The following is a 16632-nucleotide window of genomic DNA, read 5'->3' on the forward strand; positions in this document are numbered from 1 at the left end:
TTCCAGATCATGGTTCGGCCGCGGCCAGGCCCGGTAAATGCCCGCAGTCCGGCGGGTCACGAGGCGCGTCGGCCTGCCCTGCGTGGGGCGGATGCAGCCGGAGAAAAAGACCATGATCGAATACCGAATTCACGGGCGGGGCGGGCAGGGCAGCGTTGCCGCCGCCTACCTGCTCGCGGCCGCCGCGTTCGAAGCGGGGTTCACCTGCCAGGCCTTTCCGGCCTTCGGCGCCGAACGGCGCGGCGCGCCGGTGATGGCCTTCGTGCGGATCGACGAAAAGCCGATCACCCTGCGCAGCCAGGTGCGCAACCCCGATTTTCTCATCGTCCAGGACGAAACCCTGCTGCTCGACCCGACGCTCACCAACGGTCTCAAGCCGGGCGGGGCGATGCTGGTCAACAGCCGCAAGACCTCCGACGAGATCGCCGAGAAATTCGACACCCGCGTGGTGGCCTTCCCGGCGACCGATCTCGCGGTGAAGATCATCGGCAAGCCGATCCCCAACACCGCGCTGCTCGCCGCATTCCTCGCGCTCACCGAGCATGTTCCGCAGGATGCGCTGGCCGGCGCGCTCAGGGGCCGGTTCCACGGCGCGACGCTGGAGAACAACCTCACGCTCATCGCCGAGGCGGCCGGGGCGGTGGAAGCCGGGGCATGGAAGGAGACAGCCGATGCGTGAAGCCCTCGAAGGATCGCTTGCCATCGCGCGGGCGGTGGCGCTGACCAAGCCCGACGTGGTCGCGGCCTATCCGATCACGCCGCAGACCCACATCGTGGAGAACATCTCCAAGCTCGTTGCCGACGGCGACATGCACACCGAGTTCGTCAGCGTCGAGAGCGAGTTCTCGGCCGCTTCCGTGGTGCTGGGGGCCGCCGCCGCCGGGGCGCGGGCCTACACCGCCTCCGCAAGCCAGGGCATCCTGCTTATGAGCGAGGTGATGTTCAACATCGCGGGTCTGCGCGTGCCGCTGGTGATGACCATCGCCAACCGCGCCGTGGGCGGGCCGCTGTCGATCTGGAACGACCAGTCCGACAGCATGGCGGTGCGCGACTCCGGCTGGATCCAGATCCACTGCATCTCCAACCAGGAGGCGGTCGACACCACGATCCAGGCCTTCCGCATCGCGCAGGAAACCGATCTGCCGGTGGCCGTCTGCATGGATGGTTTCGTGCTCACCCACACGATGGAGGTGATCGACATGCCGAGCCAGGAGGAAGTCGACGCTTTCCTGCCGCCATTCGAGTTCGCCGGTGCGCTCGACACCGCCAATCCGCGTTCGATGGGCACGCTGGTCGATCCCAATTATTTCGCCGAGGTGCGCCACAGCCACCACGCGGCGATGGGCAAGGCGCTGGCCAAGATCGAGGAGATCGACGCGGCTTATGCCGAGGTCACCGGCCGCGCCTCGGGCGGGCTTCTCACCGTCGACGGGCCGAAGAAGGCCAAGGTGGGCATCATCGCCATGGGTTCCGTCGTCGGCACGATGATGGCGGGCCGCGAGCACTACGGTGGCGAGGTGGGAGAGGCACGCATCGTCAAGCTGCGCAGTTACCGCCCGTTCCCGGCCAAGGCGCTGCGCGCGGCGGTCAAGGGGCTCGACAAGGTGATCGTGATCGACCGCGCGATCAGTCCCGGCATGGGCGGCGTGCTCGGCACCGAGGTTTCCGCCGTGCTCTCGACGCTCGACAAGGCGCCCAAGGTCTACAACTACGCCCTCGGTCTCGGCGGGCGCGACATTCCCGAAACCATGTATCGCGATCTGCTTACCACGATTGAGGCGAAAGACGCGCCGCGCTTCGCGGTGTTCGACGCCGATCTCGAAAAGCTGCCGCCGGAGGACAGGTAATGACCAAATCCGACACATCGACGCGCCTGAACGAGCTGAGGATGAAGCACGGGCGGCCCCCGGCGTCACCCAGCGAGCCGAAGGCCGAGAGAACCGAGACCCTGCGCGAGGCGCAGCCGCGCTTTCGCGGGCTGGAATCGGGCCACCGCGCCTGCCAGGGCTGCGGCGAGGCGCTCGCCGCGCGGCTGGTGATGGAAAGCGCGGGGCCGGACGTGATGGTGGCCAATGCCACCGGCTGCCTCGAAGTTTTCACCACGCCATGGCCGCAATCGGCCTGGCGGGTGCCGTGGATCCACTCGCTGTTCGAAAACTCGGCCGCCGTGGCGAGCGGCATGGAAGCGGCGATGAAGGCCAAGGGCAAGAACACCAAGATCCTGAGCTTCGGTGGCGACGGGGCCACCTACGATATCGGCTTCCAGTCGCTTTCGGGGATGCTCGAGCGCCACCACAACGTGCTCTACGTCACCTACGACAACGAAGCCTACATGAACACCGGCATCCAGCGCTCGTCGTCGACGCCGCACGCGGCCACCACCACCACCAGCCCGGCCGGCAAGGAACGGATGGGCAAGCGGCACCTGAAGAAGGATCTTCTCAGCATCATCGCCGCGCACCACATCCCCTATGCCGCCGCTGCCTCGGTGGCCTATCCGCAGGACCTGCAACGGAAAGTTCGCTACGCGATGGGGGTGGAAGGGCCGACCTTCCTCGTCATCCACTCGCCCTGTCCGCTCGGCTGGCGCCACGACAGCGCGCTCACCATCGAGGTGGCCCGCCGGGCGGTGCAATGCGGGCTGTTCCCGCTGGTGGAACTGGAGCGCGGGGCGCTGACCAACATCATGCCGATCCGCGAGCCGCGCCCGGTGGCCGACTACCTCGAACTCCAGGGCCGTTTCGCGCACCTGTTCAACAAGGATGACTACCGCGCGCAGGAGGAACTCGACCACCTCCAGGCGCTGGCGGATCACAACATCGACATCTACGGCCTGCGCGGCGACGGGGTGGACCCGGTGGACACCACCGGCATGAGCCACGTCAAGCGCGGCGGCCCACTGATGGGGGAACGCTGACATGACCCAGATCACACGCGGCACATGGGCCGAGGCCGGCACCTCGCTCGACTTCAAGACCGGCAACTGGCGCTCGACCCAGCGCCCGGTGCACATCCACGCCAAGGCGCCCTGCCACGGCGCCTGCCCGGCGGGAGAGGATCAACAGGCGTGGTTCGCCGAACTGCAGATGGGCCACCCGGAATCGGCCTGGCGATCGCTGGTGGCGGCCAACCCGCTGCCTGGGGTGACCGGGCGGGTCTGCCCGCACCCATGCGAGACGGCGTGCAACCGGGTGCAGCTCGACGGCGCGCTCGCGATCCATAACGTCGAGCGCTGGCTCGGCGACGAGGCGGTGCTGCAGGGCTGGGATTATCCGGTCACGCCGCCGGCCAAGGATGCGCCCGTGGTGGCGATCGTCGGCGCCGGGCCGGGCGGGCTTTCGGCCGCCTACCACTGCGTGCGGCTGGGGCTGCGCGCCGAGATCTTCGAGGCGTTGCCCGAGGCGGGCGGGCTGTTGCGCTCGGCGATCCCGCCCACGCGCCTGCCGCGCACCGCGCTCGACGCGGAACTGAACCGGCTGCTCGATCTGCCCGGCATCACGCTCAACCTGCGCCAGCGGCTGGGCCGCGACATCAGCGTCGAGGGGCTGCGCGAGCGCTTCGCCGCCGTGCTGCTCTCGCCCGGGTGCGAGAGCCCCAAGCCCTGGAGCGTGAAGGGCGCGGTGCCCGCCGATCTGCACGAGGGGCTCGCGCTCCTGCGCGATTTCATGGATCACGGCGCCTTGCCCGATGCGGCGAAAGGCGACGTGATCGTGCACGGCGGCGGCAACACGGCGATGGATATCTGCCGGATCATGAAACGCGCCGGGGCGAAATCGGTCACGCTGATCACCGCGAGCGGGCTGCCCGGGCCGGACACCGCGCCTGACGACCTCATCAACGTGGTGCCGCGCGAACTGGAAGAGGCGCAGGAGGAGGGGATCGAGATCATCGACCACGCCACCGTGAGCCGCCTGATCATGAAGGGCAGCCGGGTCACCGGCGTCGAGATCATCGCGCTGAGGAAGGAGCGGGGCAAGGACGGCCGCAAGCGCCGGGTCGAGTTCGAGGGCACCGAACGGGTGATCTCGGTCGACATGGTGGTGCCTTGCGTCGGCGAACAGGTCGCGCCCGAAGCCTTCGAAGGGTTGCTGAACGGCGCCTATTTCTGGCCCGACAACCTCTACGGGCGGATCGCCCCCCGGACCTTCAGCATCGGCGACGCCCGCGGCAACCGCGGCACGGTGGCGGCGGCGATCGGCGACGGGCGGATCGCGGCCGAAGCCGTCGCGGCGGAGCTGGCGGGCGAGGAAGACCCGGTGGCCGATGCCCGCCCGGAAATGGCCTTCGACGGGCTCAACACCGCCTATTACGCCGGCGCGGTCCGGGTGCCCGTTGCCAAGCTCCCGGTGGCCGAGCGCACCTTCGACGCCGAGATCGAGGGCGGTATCGGCCGAGCCGAGGCGCTGGCCGAGGCGCAGCGCTGCCTGTCCTGCGGCAATTGCCTGGCCTGCGACAATTGCTGGACGATGTGCCCCGACAACGCGGTGATCAAGACCACCGAACTGGCGATGGACGGCTCACACTACGTCTTCGACTACGATTACTGCAAAGGCTGCGGGCTCTGCACCGAGGAATGCCCGACCGGCTTCATCCAAAGCGTGCCGGAAACCAGCTGACGCCCTTGCTTTCGCAACGGCGCGCCTGCGGCGAGCGGGGCGGGGGGCTCTGCCCCCCGGCGACCGTTTCGTGTCCGAAACGATCGCTCCCCCCGAGGTATTTTCGGACCCAAGAACCGGAAAACCGCGGGCAGGCTTCTTGGGTCGGCAAATACCTCGGGGGGTGAATTGGCCGCAGGCCAAGAGGGGGGCAGCGCCCCCCTCCGGGTCGGCCCGCGCCAGCGGGACGAAACGGCTATTGCGCCGGTCGCTCGGCCCAGCCGGCGAAGATCTTCTCCAGTGCCACGACGACGTAGTAGAGCAGGATGCCGAGCACCGCGAGGGCGATCAGAACGGCGAACATCAGCGGGTAGTCGGAGTTGGTTTTGCCCGAGTCGAACAGCGCGCCGAGGCCGCGCCCATGCGGGCTGACGATCTCCATCAGGTTGGTGCCGATGAAAGCCAGCGTCACCGCCACCTTCATCGCGCCGAAGAACTCGGGCAGCGTTTTCGGCAGCGCGATCTTCCAGAAGATCGTCGATTGCGAGGCGCCGAGCGAGCGCAGGATGTCTCGGTATTCCGGCTCCAGCGTGCTCAGCCCGATCGAGACCGACACCGCGATCGGGAAGAACGAGATCATGAAGGCGATCAGCACGGTGTTGAAATCATGCGCGCCGACAAACATCAGCGCCACAATCGGCACCACGGTGGCCTTGGGGATGGCGTTGAAGCCTACCAGCAGCGGGTAGAGCGCGTCGCGCATCATCCGGCTGAACCCCATGATCATGCCAAACCCGGTGCCCACGACCACCGCGAGCAGAAGCCCCACCACGGTGCGCCAGAGCGTCTGCCAGCTCATGGTGACGAACAGCTCCCAGTGCTTGGTGTAGGCGGGCAGCAGGTCGGAGGGCGAGGCCATCTTGTAGTTCGGCCAGCCCGCGGCCCAGACCGCCGCCTCCCAGATCACGAGGAAGATGATCATCGCGATGATCGGCACGAACACCTTTTGCAGATTGCGATTCATCAGGCGGCCTCCCCCTCGGCGGGCGCGCGGCCCTGGGCGATCTCGATCTGGTGGCGCAGGATGGCGAGCATCTCGGCGGCCTCGGGCGTGTAGAGATGGTCGAGGTCGCGCGGACCGGTATCGGGCACGTCGAGCAGGTATTGCGTGCGCGCCGGGCGGCCCGAGAGCACCACCACCTGGTCGGCGAGGAAGATCGCCTCGCGCAGGTCGTGGGTGATGAGCACGCCGGTGAAGGGCTCGTTTTCCTTCACCCGGTGCATGGTCTGCCACAGGTCTTCGCGGGTGAAGGCGTCGAGCGCGCCGAAGGGTTCATCGAGGATCAGCACCTCGGGCTTGTGGACCAGCGCGCGGCACAGCGAGGCGCGCTGGCGCATGCCGCCGGAGAGTTCCGATGGGCGCTTGTCTTCGAAGCCTTCCAGCCCGACCAGCGTGAGCAGGTAGCGCGCGCGCTCCTCGCGCTCGGCCTTTGTGAGCGTGTTGGGCACGATCTCCAGCGGCAGCATCACGTTTTTCAGGATCGAGCGCCATTCGAGCAGAACCGGGTTCTGGAATGCCATCCCTACCGTTGCGCGCGGACCGGTGACGACCTCGCCGTGCAGCATCACCTTGCCCTCGTCGGGCTTCATCAGCCCCGAGATCAGCCGCGTGAGGGTGGACTTGCCGCAGCCCGAGGGGCCGACGACGGCACTGAAGCCGCCCTCTTCGAGCGACATCTCGAGCCCGTCGAGCACCGGAAGTGGGCCCGAGGGCGTCTTGTAGGCGTGGCGCACGCCTTCGATCTTGATCATCGGAAACATCTGCTCATCCCCGCCTGTTGGTCTTGTGGATCGGGTCGCGCGGAGTAGGTCCCCGCGCGACCCTGATTGCTTACTTCAGCGCGAAGCCGCCCTCGGGCAGGTAGGCATCGGTGAAATAGGCGCTCGCGTCGGGCTCGGCCTGGAACTCGTAGGTGAGCTTGATCTGTTCGATCGAGTTGGCGAAGCGGGCATCGTCGATGTCGCCGAAGCCGTTTTCAAGGGTCCAGTCGGTGACCACATTGGCGTCGAGCGAGAGCTGCAGGCGGCGCAGCTCCAGGTCGGCGTCGGCCGCGGGGTTGCGCTCGATCAGGCTCGGGATCGTGGAGGCCGGGTCGGCCACCGCATCGGCCCAGCCCTTGGCGACGGCGGCGAGGAAGCCCTCGATCAACTCCGGGTTGGCGCTGGCGAAATCGGTGTTGACGATGATCGCGTTGCCGTAGAGGTCCACCCCGTAATCGGCCATCAGCAGCGTCACAAGGTCATCCTCCGGCACCCCGAGACGGGCTGCGTTGAGGTAGGAGGTGAAGGAGAAGCCGGTGATCGCGGCCACGTTGCCCTCGGCCAGCATCGGTTCGCGGGTGGGGAAGCCCACCGGCTCGACCGTGATCGCGTCGACGTCGAGATTGTTCTCGGCGGCGAAGATCGGGAACTGCGCCCAGGCGCCGTCGGGCGGCGGGGCACCGAGCACGCGGCCTTCGAGGTCGGCCGGGGTTTCGATACCGAGCGACTTGCGCCCGATCACCGCGAAGGGCGGCTTGTCGTAGATCATCATCACCGCCGTCACCGGCGCGCCGGGGTTCTGGTCGAGGAACTTGATCAGGCTGTTGATGTCGGCGAAACCGACCGGAAAGGCGCCGGTGGCCACTTTCGGGATCGCGTCGAGCGAGCCGGAGCCGGCGGCGATTTCGACGTCGAGCCCGGCCTCGGCGAAATAACCCTTGTCGATGGCGACGAAATAGGGCGCCGCGGGGCCTTCGAATTTCCAGTCGAGCGCGAAGGGCACGGCGGTTTGCGCCGCTGCGGCGGTGGCGAGCCCGGCGGCGAGGATGCCGGCGAGCGCGAAGGGTTTGTAGGCCAAGTTGGATCTCCTTGTTGCGACTTTATTTGGCGGAGTTAAGCACGCAAGGCGCGTTCGGGCCAAGCCCCGGTTTCACCGACACGGGCGAATGGCGGGGGTGCCGCGGTCTTGGGCAGGCTCGGGGCGGGCTGCCTGTTGCTTGGGCGAAGGGCGGGCGGTGCCGCCGCACGGGTGCGGAGTTCAGCGCGCCGGGAGGAATTCCCCCCCCGTGCGCAGGCCGGTCCGGCTTGCGGCGGTCGTCTAGAGCAGACCGGGCAGGAACAGCACCAGCGCCGGCACCGCGATCACCAGCGCGACCACGAAGACATCGGCGATGATGAAGGGGATCACGCCCTTGAACACCTGCACCGTGGTCACGTGCGCCGCCGCGACGTTTCGGATCACGAAGACGTTCAGCCCCACCGGGGGCGTTATCATCCCCACCTCCAGCAGCTTGACCACCAGCACCCCGAACCAGACCAGCGAGATATCCTGCGCCCCGAGCACCGGCAGGAACACCGGCAGGGTGATCAGCATCGCGCCGAACGGTTCCATGAAGGTGCCGAGGATCAGGTAGATCACCACGATGATCAGCATCAGCCCGACATAGCTCAGATCGGCGCCGGCCACGGCCTGGGCGATGAAATTCTGCAACCCCGACAGCCCGAGGAAGCGGGTGAACATGGTTGCGCCGATGCCGATGATCAGCAGCGAGCCGGTGGTGGTGACGGTTTCGATCAGCGAACGCGAGATCGCCTTGCGGGTGAGCTTGCCGGTCGCGGCCGTGATCACCACGGTGCCGAGCGCGCCCACCGCACCGGCCTCGGTGGCGGTGAAGAGCCCGGAGAACAGCCCACCGAAGACGAGCAGAACAAGCGCGCCGACCGGCAGAAGCTTGACGAAGACGCGCGCGCCTTCTCCGCGTATGACCTCGGTGCGCGGCGGGATCAGGTCGGGCCGCGTGACGCTGATGATGACCACCACGATGGCGTAGGAGATCGCGGTGAGGATACCGATGGTCAGGCCGCCGAGGAAAACCTGGGTGACAGAGGTTTCGGCGATGATGCCGTAGATGATCATCAGGATTGATGGGGGTATCAGCGCGCCGATCGTGCCGCCCGCGGCGATCGAGCCGGCGGCGATCGAGGGCCTGTAGCCGGCGCGCACCATCTCGGGGATGGCGATCCGCCCCATCGCGGCGGCGGTGGCCACCGAGGAGCCGGAGACGGAGGCGAAGGCCGAGCAGGCGAAGATCGACGAGATCGCGAGCCCGCCGGGCAGGCGCGCGAGCACCACCTTGGCGGCGTCGAACAGCCCCGCCGTCATCCCGGTGTGGAAGGCCACGAAGCCCATGAGCAGGAACATCGGCACCGCGCTCATCGTCCAGCTGGCGACGAAGGAATAGGGGGTGTTCTGCAGGATGCCCATCGCGGGCTTGAGTCCGATCATCGCCCAGATGCCGGTGAACGACACGATGATCAGCGCCAGCGCCACCGGCAGGCGCAACACCAGCAGCACCCCGAGCGCGGCGACGCCCCAAAGCCCGATTTCAACGCTCATGGATGGCTTCCTCGATTGGCGTTCCGATCACGGGAAAGAGCCGCCCGAACGCGAGCAGCAGGCAGGCGACGGCGGCGAGGGTGAAGCCGATGGGCGCGAAGTAGAACGAGTGCCAGACCGCCATCTTGTAGTCGGCGATCTCGACGAGGGTGCCCACCCTGGTTTCGCGCATCGCCTTGCCCCAGTTGGTCCAGGCCAGGAGCCCGTAGACCACCGAGGCCAGCAGCATGACGCTTACGTCCGAGATCCGCCGGGCGCGGGCCGAAAGGGCGAAATCCAGAAGTTCCACCGAGATCATGTCGCGCCGCATCTCGAGCCAGGCCAGCGGCAGGAAGGCGAGCGCGGTCATGTAATAGCGCGCGACGATCTCGGGCACGGTGTTCATCGAGTAGCGAAAGGCGTTGCGCAGGATCACGTCGAGGCTGATGTGCAGCATCATCGCGACCACGGCGAGGGCGCCGATGTAGCCGAGCGTCTTGGCCAGGAGGGCGGCGAGCTTGACGAGGCGTTGCATGGGATCACCACGAGGGAGAGGGGGGTCGGCCCGCCCCTTGCGGAGCGGGCCGGTGCAGGCGCGTTACTGCCCGTAGGTTTCGAGATCGACCTTGGCCCAGATCTCGTCCCAGGCGCGGGCGGCCAGTGCCTCGGGGTCGTTACCGACCTCTTCGACGATGGCTTCCCACTTCTCGACCAGCGCCGCGAAATCCGCCGAGAGCGGGTTTTCGGCGGCCTTGGCAGCCACGTCGGCGGCCGCGAAGGCCTCCGAGGCGGCGAGGAAGTCGGCATCGGGGGTGATCACCTCGATGTCGCTGTTGGCCTCGACCGCGGCGCGCGCCTCGGCCGGAAGCTGGAAGCCCCAGCGGTCGGTCAGCTGCGGGTCACCCCGGTTGGCGGCCTTCACGAACTGGGTGCGCTGCTCCAGCGACATGTCGTTCCAGGTGTCGAGCGCCGTGGTGAAGTTCGAGGTCACGTGGTAGGTGCCGAGCGGCACGTCGGTGACGTATTTCGCCACGTCCACCAGCCGGTAGGACAGCATGTCGACGATCGAGGCCATGGTGCCGTCGATCGTGCCCTGGCTCATCGCCTCGAAGGTGTCGCCCACCGGCAGGTTCACCGGAGTCGCGCCGAAGTTCTCGGCCCAGCGCGAGTAGGGCGCGCCGCCCGAACGCAGGCGCAGGCCCTGGAGATCGTCGACGCTGCGCACCGGCTTGGTGGTGATCAGCACGTAGACGTCGGACGACCCGGCACCGAGGAACACCGCGCCGAACTCCTTGAACTCGTCCTGGCAGGGCGCGCAGGTCACGCCGAACTCGGTCATCGCCCAGGCCATCGCATGCGGGCTGCGGCCGAGCAGGGCAAGGTCGCCGGCCACCCCGGTCTGCGGGAAATCGGCGGCGAAGTAGAGCGGCAGGGCGTTGCCCACGTTGGCGAGCCCGGTCTGCAGCGCATCCTTCATTTGCGGCAGCGAAACCACTTCCGGCCCGAGAACCGTGCCGGTCATCGCACCGCCAGATTCCTCTTCGAGGAAGGTGGCGAATTGCTGGTACATGTAGTTGGCCGGGTGCGGACCCGGCGCCGCCGGTGCCAGCAGCAGGTTCTGCGCCTGTGCCGCGCCGGAGATCGAGAGCGAGGCCGCAACCGCGAGGCCCGCGAGTTTGAACAGTCGTGTCATGTCTTTCCTCCCTTTTTTCGCCCCTCAGAGACCGAACAGCCTCCGAGCGTTTTCCTTCAGGATGAGCGGGCGTACCTCATCCCGAAATGGCGCGTTTTCGAAGTCGCCCAGCCAGCGGTCGGGCGTGATCGCCGGCCAGTCGGACCCGAAAAGCATTTTCTTCTTCAGCATCGTGTTCGCGTAACGCACGAGAATGTCGGGGAAATATTTCGGGCTCCAGCCCGAGAGGTCGATGTAGACGTTGGGCTTGTGCTGGGCCACGCTCAGCGCCTCCTCCTGCCAGGGGAAGGCGGGGTGGGCCATGATGATCCGCAGGTCGGGAAAATCGACGGCGATATCGTCGATGTTCATCGGGTTGGAATACTTCAGTCGCATCCCCATGCCGCCGCGCATCCCCGAGCCGACGCCGGTCTGCCCGGTGTGGAACAGCGCCACCACGCCTTCCTCCTCGAGCACCTGGTAGAACGGGTAGGCCATCGGGTCGTTCGGCCAGAAGCCCTGGAACGTGGGGTGGAACTTGAAGCCCCGCACGCCGAAATCGCGGATCAGCCGGCGTGCCTCGCGGGCGGCCATCTTGCCTTTCCACGGGTCGATCGAGGCGAAGGGGATCAGGATATCGTCGTTCTCGGCGCAGATTTCGGCGACTTCCTCGTTGGAATAGCGCCGGAACCCGGTTTCGCGCTCGGCGTCGACCGGGAAGATCACCGCGCCGATCCGCCGCGCGCGGTAATAGGCGGCGGTTTCCTGGACGGTCGGCAACATGCCCTCGGCCCCGGCGGGATTGCGGAAATAGGCCGCCATGCCCTCCTGGAACTCGTTGTAACCGTCGTCGCGGGCATGGTTGCAGGGTTCTTCGGCGTGGGCGTGCACGTCGATGGCGATCAGGTTGTCGATGTCGAGGCTCATGGCCGGGCCTCCGCTATGCCGGTGAATTTGCGCAGGAGCGCCGCGAACTGCTCGAACTCGTCATCGTCAAGCCGCGACCGCTCCGCCTTGTGGAAATTGATCAGGTCGTCGCGGTTCTTCCGCACGAAGGCCTTGCCGGTGCTGGTGAGCATGAGCCGCACCGAGCGGCGGTCGTCGGTGGGAATGATCCGGCTGATGTAGCCGGCATCGGCGAGCCGGGCGACGAGCTTGGTCATGTGCGCGGGCTTGATGTGCAGCGCGCGCGCGATGGTGCCCTGCCGCAGCCCGGGGTTGAGATGAATCACCCAGAGCACGGTGAACTCCCCCGGCTTCATCCCGTGCACGGACAGGGCGGCGTAGAACTCGTCGAACACCTGCACCTGCGCGATGCGCAGCAGGAACCCGAGCGAGCCGGCCATTTCACCAAGCTCGATGACGTCGTCGTCAAGAGCGGCCGCCGTCTGGTTCATGCCTTGTCCCCGGGCCGCGCCACCTTGCCCACCTTCTTCTGCAGGAAGGCGTTCAACCGCTCTTCCGCTTCCGGGCTGGTGGCGGTGAACGAGGCGATGAAGCTTTCGACGAACAACCCGTCGTCGGTGCCCATGTCCTGGATCCGGGGCAGGGCGTTGATGATCGCGTAATTGGAGATCTCGGCGTTGGTGGCGGCGCGGGCCGCAAGCTCCACCGCCCGCTCCAGCGCCAGGCCCTCTGGCACGACGTATTGCACGATGTTCCAGCGTTCGGCCGTTTCCACGTCGATCGAGCGCCCCGTGAGCATCATGTCGGTCATCCGCGCCAGTCCCATCAGCCGGGCCGAGCGCACCGAGGCGCCGCCGCCCACGAAGATGCCGCGCTGGCCTTCGGGCAGGGCGAAGAAGGCGGTGCTGTCGGCCACCCGCACCTGCAGCGACGAGGCCAGTTCCAGCCCGCCGCCCACCACCGCGCCGTGCAGGGCGCCGAACCACGGCAGCTTGCCGCGATGCAGCCAGCCGAACACCTCGTGCCAGCGCCGCGAGCCGTGCACGCCCTCGAAGGGGGTTTTCTTGACGTGTTCGGCCAGGTCGAGCCCGGCGCAGAAATGCGGGCCATGGCCGTGGATCACGCCCGCCTTGGCCTCGCTTTCGGCGCGCCGGATCACCTGGGCAAACTCCTCGATGAAGGCATCGGAGATCGCGTTGCGTTTCTCCGGCCGGTTCAGTCCCAGAATCGCCACGTCGCCCCTGAGCTCGTAGGTCAGGTAATCCATCAAGCATCCTCCCTTGCGACTTCTGCGAGTCGCTGTCTTGTTTTCACTATCTCGGGAAATAGTTTCCACGTAAACTAATTTTTGAGAAGACTCGGCCGCAGAGCCGAAAAGGGAGGACAACATGACCAAGCCGAGATTGCGGCCCGTCAAGCTGTGGGATGCCGAGATCGACTGGGAAACGCGGCCCGACGGGGCCATCCTAGTGCGTCAGACGGCGCCGCTGGGGGATTTTCCGGCAACGATGTCGGAGCGGATCGAGCATTGGGCCGAGGTGCGCCCCGAAACCACCTGGATGGCCGAGCGCGCGCCCGGCGGTGGCGACTGGGTGCGGGTGAGCTACGGCGAGCTGCTCGCCCATGTGCGCGCCATCGGCCAGGCGCTGCTCGATCTCGGGCTGTCGGTCGAGCGGCCGCTGGTGATCCTGTCGGGCAACGCGATTCCGCACGCGCTGGTGGCGCTGGGCGCACAATACGTGGGCATCCCCTCCGCCGCGCTGGCGCCGGCCTATTCGCTCTTGTCGAAGGACCACGGCAAGCTGAAAAGCATCCGCGAGCAGATCACGCCCGGCGCGGTCTTTGCCGACGATCTGGACAGGTTCGCGCCCGCCATCGCGGCGGTCTTCGCCGATCTGCCCCGCCTCGGGGTGACGGGGCAGGGGGCCGACTGGGCCGGGCTTCTGGCCACCCCGGTGACCGAGGCCGTCGCCGCTGCCCGCGCCGCCACCGGGCCCGACACGGTGGCCAAGTTCATGTTCACCTCCGGCACCACCGGCAACCCCAAGGCGGTGATCCAGACCCAGCGGATGCTCACCGCCAACATGGAGCAGGTCACCGATTGCTACGCTTACCTGCGCGACGAACCCCCGGTGATCCTCGACTGGGCGCCGTGGAACCACGTCGCCGCGGGTAACCTGATCTTCAACGTCGCGATCTACAACGGCGGCACCTTCCACATCGACGGCGGCCGCCCGACGCCCGATGGCATGGGGGAAACGATCCGCAACCTGCGCGAGATCGCCACCAACTGGTACTGGAACGTGCCCGCCGGTTTCGAGATGCTGCTCGAAGCCATGGCCAGAGATCGCGTGCTTGCCGAGCATGTCTTCCGCGATCTCAAGATCATGTATTACGCCGGCGCGGCGATGGCGCAGCACACCTGGGACGCGCTGAAGCAGGCCGCGATCGACACCACCGGCGAGGAGATCCTGCTTGCCACCGGCCTCGGCGCGACCGAGACCGCGCCCTTCGCGCTGTTCCAGACCGAGCCGCAGGCCAGCCCCGGCAACATCGGCATTCCCGCCAAGGGGCTGACGCTCAAGCTGGTGCCGAACGACGGCAAGTGGGAGGCGCGGGTGAAGGGGCCGAACGTCACCCCCGGCTACTGGCGCGACGAGACGCTCACGGCGGAGGCCTTCGACGAGGAAGGCTTCTACAAGCTCGGCGACGCGCTGCGCTTCGCCGACCCCGACGATCCGGGCAAGGGCTTTTTCTTCGACGGCCGGGTGGCGGAAAACTTCAAGATGTCGACCGGCACATGGGTGGCCGTGGGTGCGCTGCGCGCCCGGCTCACCGACGCGCTGGGCGGGCTTGCGCGCGACGCGGTGATCGTCGGCGAGGGCGAGGACGAGTTGGGCGCGCTGCTGGTGCCGTTTCGCCCCGCCTGCGAACGTATCGTGCCCGGTGGCGACGCGATGGACGATGCCACGCTGTTCGCCCACCCCGCGCTGGGCGCCGAGATCGCCGCCCGCCTCGCCGACTACAACGCAACCGCTACCGGCGCCTCGCTGCGCATCCCCCGGGTGATCGTGATGCGCGAGCCGCTCGATCTCGACCGCGGCGAGGTGACCGACAAGGGATCGGTCAACCAGCGCGCGGTGCGCAGCCACAGGCCGCACCTGGTGGCGATGCTCTACGCGGGCGATCCGCGGGTGATCGAGGCCGGCTCTCCCGCCTGACGCCCCGGCGGCGGGGCGGATTGTCCCGTCCCGATCCCGGGTCAGGTGGATGACGCTGACCCCGCCGAGATCCCGGCGCCCGGCCCCGGTCAGGTCCAGCACCGCCACTGGCCCGTGGGCCTCGGCGGTGACAGCCATGATCCGGCAATCGCCCACCGGCTCGGGCAGGATGCAGCCCCTCCGCGCGAGGCCGGTGACGCCAAGGATCGCCGATCCCTTGAAACGCCGCCGCCGCGTCAGTAGCCTGCGGAAATGATTTCCAGTGACGTGTTGAACTCGACCGCGACGGCCACCAGGAACGAGGAGCCATGAACCGCACCGGACACCGCCCGACCGAAGCAGATTTTACCGAAATATTCCGGTGCCGAATCCCACCCGGGCCGGGCGCCGCCCCCGAAGCCCTGCGCCGCCGCCCCGGATCATTCACAAGACCCATGCCGACAGGCCGGCGACTTGAAACATGCAAGCAATTTTTCCAAGCAAGGACGATCCCATGCGCAAGATCTTACCGATTTTCCTGACCTCTCTCGGCATCGCGATGACGGCGGCCCCCGCCGGTGCCGCCGATGACGTCATGGTCGTTTTCGACGGCTCGAATTCCATGTGGGGCCAGATCGACGGCACGGCAAAGATCGAGATCGCGCGCGGTGTGATCGGCAACCTCACTGCCGAGCTCGATCCGCAAACCAACGTCGGGTTGATGGCCTACGGGCACCGTCGCCGCGGCGATTGCAGCGATATCGAGATCATCCTGCCGCTCGCGCCGCTGGACCGGGCCAGTTTTCTCGCCGAGATCGAGAAGATCACGCCCACCGGCAAGACGCCGCTGACCGACGCCGTGGCCCAGGCCGCCGAGGCGCTCGCCTTCCGTGACCGGCCGGCGACCGTGGTCCTGATCTCGGACGGGGTGGAAAGCTGCCAGCGCGACCCCTGTGCCCTGGCCGGTCAGCTTGAGCGGGCCGGCGTCGATTTCACCGCGCACGTGGTCGGCTTCGGGCTGGGCGCGGATCAGGACACCGCCTCGCTCGCCTGCATCGCCGAACAGACGGGCGGCGAATACCTCGCCGCGGCGGATGCCGCCGAACTGGGCGCGGCGCTGAGCACGGTCGGCCTGGCCGTGTCCCGGGTCGAGCCCGAACCGGAACCCGAGCCTGAACCGGAGCCGGAACCCGAACCGGAGCCGCAGATTGCCCTGACGGCGCCGCAAAGCGTGCTGCAAGGCGCTGCGTTCGACTTTTCCTGGCAACCCGCCGGCGATGACCCGCGGGATTTCGTCACCATCGTTCCGGCTGGAGCCGAAGAGGGCGCGTATGAAAGCTACGTCCGGGTCGAGGAGGATACCTCCGGTCGCCTCGTCGCCCCGGCCGAGCCCGGACTTTACGAACTGCGCTACATGCTGAACGAAGCGCGCACCACCGCAGGCCGGACAACGCTGGAAGTCGTGCCCGCCGAGGTCACCGTCAGCGGACCCGAAAGCGCGGTGACCGGGTCGAGCTTCGACGTGACGTGGACCGGCGCGGTGCACGAGCGCGACTATATCACCATCGTTCCGATGGGCGCCGAGGACGGCACCTACGAGAGCTATTTCCGGGTCAAGGACCGCAGCAAGGACAGCCTCGTCGCGCCTGCGGAACCGGGCCTCTACGAACTGCGCTACATGCTGAACGAGGGGCGCCGGGTGATGGCGCGCGCGCCGATCGAGGTGACCGAGCCGGAAGTTACCGTCAGCGGACCCGAAAGCGCGGTGACCGGGGCGAGCTTCGAGGTGACGTGGACCGGCGCGGTGCACGAGCGCGACTATATCACCATCGTTCCGATGGG

16 protein-coding genes are annotated in these 16632 nt (G+C 67.5%); 7 read left to right on the forward strand and 9 right to left on the reverse strand.

Annotated features, from left to right (window positions below):
• Nucleotides 1-112 precede the first annotated feature (112 nt).
• From IEW01_RS12690 to IEW01_RS12705, 4 genes are read left to right on the forward strand one after another with little or no spacing between them, the layout of a single operon-like run.
• On the forward strand, nucleotides 113-679 hold the full coding sequence (locus IEW01_RS12690) for a 2-oxoacid:acceptor oxidoreductase family protein (RefSeq protein WP_188528261.1): 567 nt from the start codon (nucleotides 113-115) through the stop codon (nucleotides 677-679).
• A complete protein-coding gene (porA, locus tag IEW01_RS12695; protein ID WP_188528263.1) occupies nucleotides 672-1847 on the forward strand; it encodes a pyruvate ferredoxin oxidoreductase in 1176 nt (391 codons plus the stop codon). Before IEW01_RS12690 ends, porA begins: the two co-directional genes overlap by 8 nt.
• On the forward strand, nucleotides 1847-2917 hold the full coding sequence (locus tag IEW01_RS12700) for a thiamine pyrophosphate-dependent enzyme (protein ID WP_229738240.1): 1071 nt from the start codon (nucleotides 1847-1849) through the stop codon (nucleotides 2915-2917). The genes porA and IEW01_RS12700 overlap by 1 nt, the downstream gene beginning before the upstream one ends.
• Nucleotide 2918: 1 nt before the next feature.
• A complete protein-coding gene (locus IEW01_RS12705; protein WP_188528265.1) occupies nucleotides 2919-4616 on the forward strand; it encodes an FAD-dependent oxidoreductase in 1698 nt (565 codons plus the stop codon).
• 235 nt (nucleotides 4617-4851) lie between these two features.
• On the opposite strand, the gene IEW01_RS12710 is transcribed toward IEW01_RS12705, so the two are convergent.
• From IEW01_RS12710 to IEW01_RS12750, 9 genes are all read right to left on the reverse strand, one after another.
• The gene (locus IEW01_RS12710) at nucleotides 4852-5619 is read right to left on the reverse strand and encodes an ABC transporter permease (protein WP_188528267.1); all 768 of its coding nucleotides are present in this window, start codon (nucleotides 5617-5619) and stop codon (nucleotides 4852-4854) included.
• Nucleotides 5619-6416 carry an ABC transporter ATP-binding protein gene (locus IEW01_RS12715; RefSeq protein ID WP_188528269.1) on the reverse strand — a complete coding sequence of 266 codons (798 nt, stop codon included), beginning with the start codon at nucleotides 6414-6416 and terminating at the stop codon, nucleotides 5619-5621. Before IEW01_RS12715 ends, IEW01_RS12710 begins: the two co-directional genes overlap by 1 nt.
• A gap of 70 nt (nucleotides 6417-6486) precedes the next feature.
• Nucleotides 6487-7494, reverse strand: a complete 1008-nt coding sequence (locus tag IEW01_RS12720) for an ABC transporter substrate-binding protein (protein WP_188528271.1) — start codon at nucleotides 7492-7494, stop codon at nucleotides 6487-6489.
• A 240-nt stretch (nucleotides 7495-7734) separates the two neighbouring features.
• Nucleotides 7735-9033: a TRAP transporter large permease gene (locus IEW01_RS12725; protein WP_188528273.1), complete on the reverse strand. Its 1299-nt coding sequence runs from the start codon at nucleotides 9031-9033 to the stop codon at nucleotides 7735-7737.
• The gene (locus IEW01_RS12730; protein ID WP_188528275.1) at nucleotides 9023-9547 is read right to left on the reverse strand and encodes a TRAP transporter small permease; all 525 of its coding nucleotides are present in this window, start codon (nucleotides 9545-9547) and stop codon (nucleotides 9023-9025) included. The genes IEW01_RS12725 and IEW01_RS12730 overlap by 11 nt, the downstream gene beginning before the upstream one ends.
• Nucleotides 9548-9610: 63 nt before the next feature.
• The gene (gene dctP, locus IEW01_RS12735; protein WP_188528278.1) at nucleotides 9611-10705 is read right to left on the reverse strand and encodes a TRAP transporter substrate-binding protein DctP; all 1095 of its coding nucleotides are present in this window, start codon (nucleotides 10703-10705) and stop codon (nucleotides 9611-9613) included.
• 24 nt (nucleotides 10706-10729) lie between these two features.
• Entirely contained in the window at nucleotides 10730-11611 is an 882-nt protein-coding gene (locus tag IEW01_RS12740; protein WP_188528280.1) for an amidohydrolase family protein, read from the reverse strand.
• Nucleotides 11608-12081 carry a MarR family winged helix-turn-helix transcriptional regulator gene (locus IEW01_RS12745; RefSeq protein ID WP_188528282.1) on the reverse strand — a complete coding sequence of 158 codons (474 nt, stop codon included), beginning with the start codon at nucleotides 12079-12081 and terminating at the stop codon, nucleotides 11608-11610. Before IEW01_RS12745 ends, IEW01_RS12740 begins: the two co-directional genes overlap by 4 nt.
• Nucleotides 12078-12857, reverse strand: coding sequence for a crotonase/enoyl-CoA hydratase family protein (locus IEW01_RS12750; protein ID WP_188528284.1), 780 nt, complete (start codon nucleotides 12855-12857; stop codon nucleotides 12078-12080). Before IEW01_RS12750 ends, IEW01_RS12745 begins: the two co-directional genes overlap by 4 nt.
• A 121-nt stretch (nucleotides 12858-12978) precedes the next feature.
• On the opposite strand from IEW01_RS12750, the gene IEW01_RS12755 reads away from it, so the two are divergent.
• The 3 genes from IEW01_RS12755 to IEW01_RS12765 all read left to right on the forward strand — a co-directional run.
• Complete coding sequence (locus tag IEW01_RS12755; protein ID WP_188528286.1) at nucleotides 12979-14811, forward strand: feruloyl-CoA synthase; 1833 nt, start codon at nucleotides 12979-12981, stop codon at nucleotides 14809-14811.
• 45 nt (nucleotides 14812-14856) lie between these two features.
• Nucleotides 14857-15054: a hypothetical protein gene (locus IEW01_RS12760; protein ID WP_188528288.1), complete on the forward strand. Its 198-nt coding sequence runs from the start codon at nucleotides 14857-14859 to the stop codon at nucleotides 15052-15054.
• Between the two features lie 250 nt (nucleotides 15055-15304).
• A partial coding sequence (locus IEW01_RS12765) for a vWA domain-containing protein (protein ID WP_188528290.1) occupies nucleotides 15305-16632 on the forward strand: 1328 nt, incomplete at its 3' end.

The organism is Sinisalibacter lacisalsi (assembly GCF_014640115.1).
GTDB classification, from domain to species: Bacteria; Pseudomonadota; Alphaproteobacteria; order Rhodobacterales; family Rhodobacteraceae; genus Sinisalibacter; species Sinisalibacter lacisalsi.

Coding starts and splice junctions, on each gene's coding strand:
- IEW01_RS12690 (WP_188528261.1), top strand. CDS start 113: ATGATCGAATACCGAATTCACGGGCGGGGCGGGCAGGGCAGCGTTGCC.
- porA (WP_188528263.1), top strand. CDS start 672: ATGCGTGAAGCCCTCGAAGGATCGCTTGCCATCGCGCGGGCGGTGGCG.
- IEW01_RS12700 (WP_229738240.1), top strand. CDS start 1,847: ATGACCAAATCCGACACATCGACGCGCCTGAACGAGCTGAGGATGAAG.
- IEW01_RS12705 (WP_188528265.1), top strand. CDS start 2,919: ATGACCCAGATCACACGCGGCACATGGGCCGAGGCCGGCACCTCGCTC.
- IEW01_RS12710 (WP_188528267.1), bottom strand. CDS start 5,619: ATGAATCGCAATCTGCAAAAGGTGTTCGTGCCGATCATCGCGATGATC.
- IEW01_RS12715 (WP_188528269.1), bottom strand. CDS start 6,416: ATGTTTCCGATGATCAAGATCGAAGGCGTGCGCCACGCCTACAAGACG.
- IEW01_RS12725 (WP_188528273.1), bottom strand. CDS start 9,033: ATGAGCGTTGAAATCGGGCTTTGGGGCGTCGCCGCGCTCGGGGTGCTG.
- IEW01_RS12730 (WP_188528275.1), bottom strand. CDS start 9,547: ATGCAACGCCTCGTCAAGCTCGCCGCCCTCCTGGCCAAGACGCTCGGC.
- dctP (WP_188528278.1), bottom strand. CDS start 10,705: ATGACACGACTGTTCAAACTCGCGGGCCTCGCGGTTGCGGCCTCGCTC.
- IEW01_RS12740 (WP_188528280.1), bottom strand. CDS start 11,611: ATGAGCCTCGACATCGACAACCTGATCGCCATCGACGTGCACGCCCAC.
- IEW01_RS12745 (WP_188528282.1), bottom strand. CDS start 12,081: ATGAACCAGACGGCGGCCGCTCTTGACGACGACGTCATCGAGCTTGGT.
- IEW01_RS12750 (WP_188528284.1), bottom strand. CDS start 12,857: ATGGATTACCTGACCTACGAGCTCAGGGGCGACGTGGCGATTCTGGGA.
- IEW01_RS12755 (WP_188528286.1), top strand. CDS start 12,979: ATGACCAAGCCGAGATTGCGGCCCGTCAAGCTGTGGGATGCCGAGATC.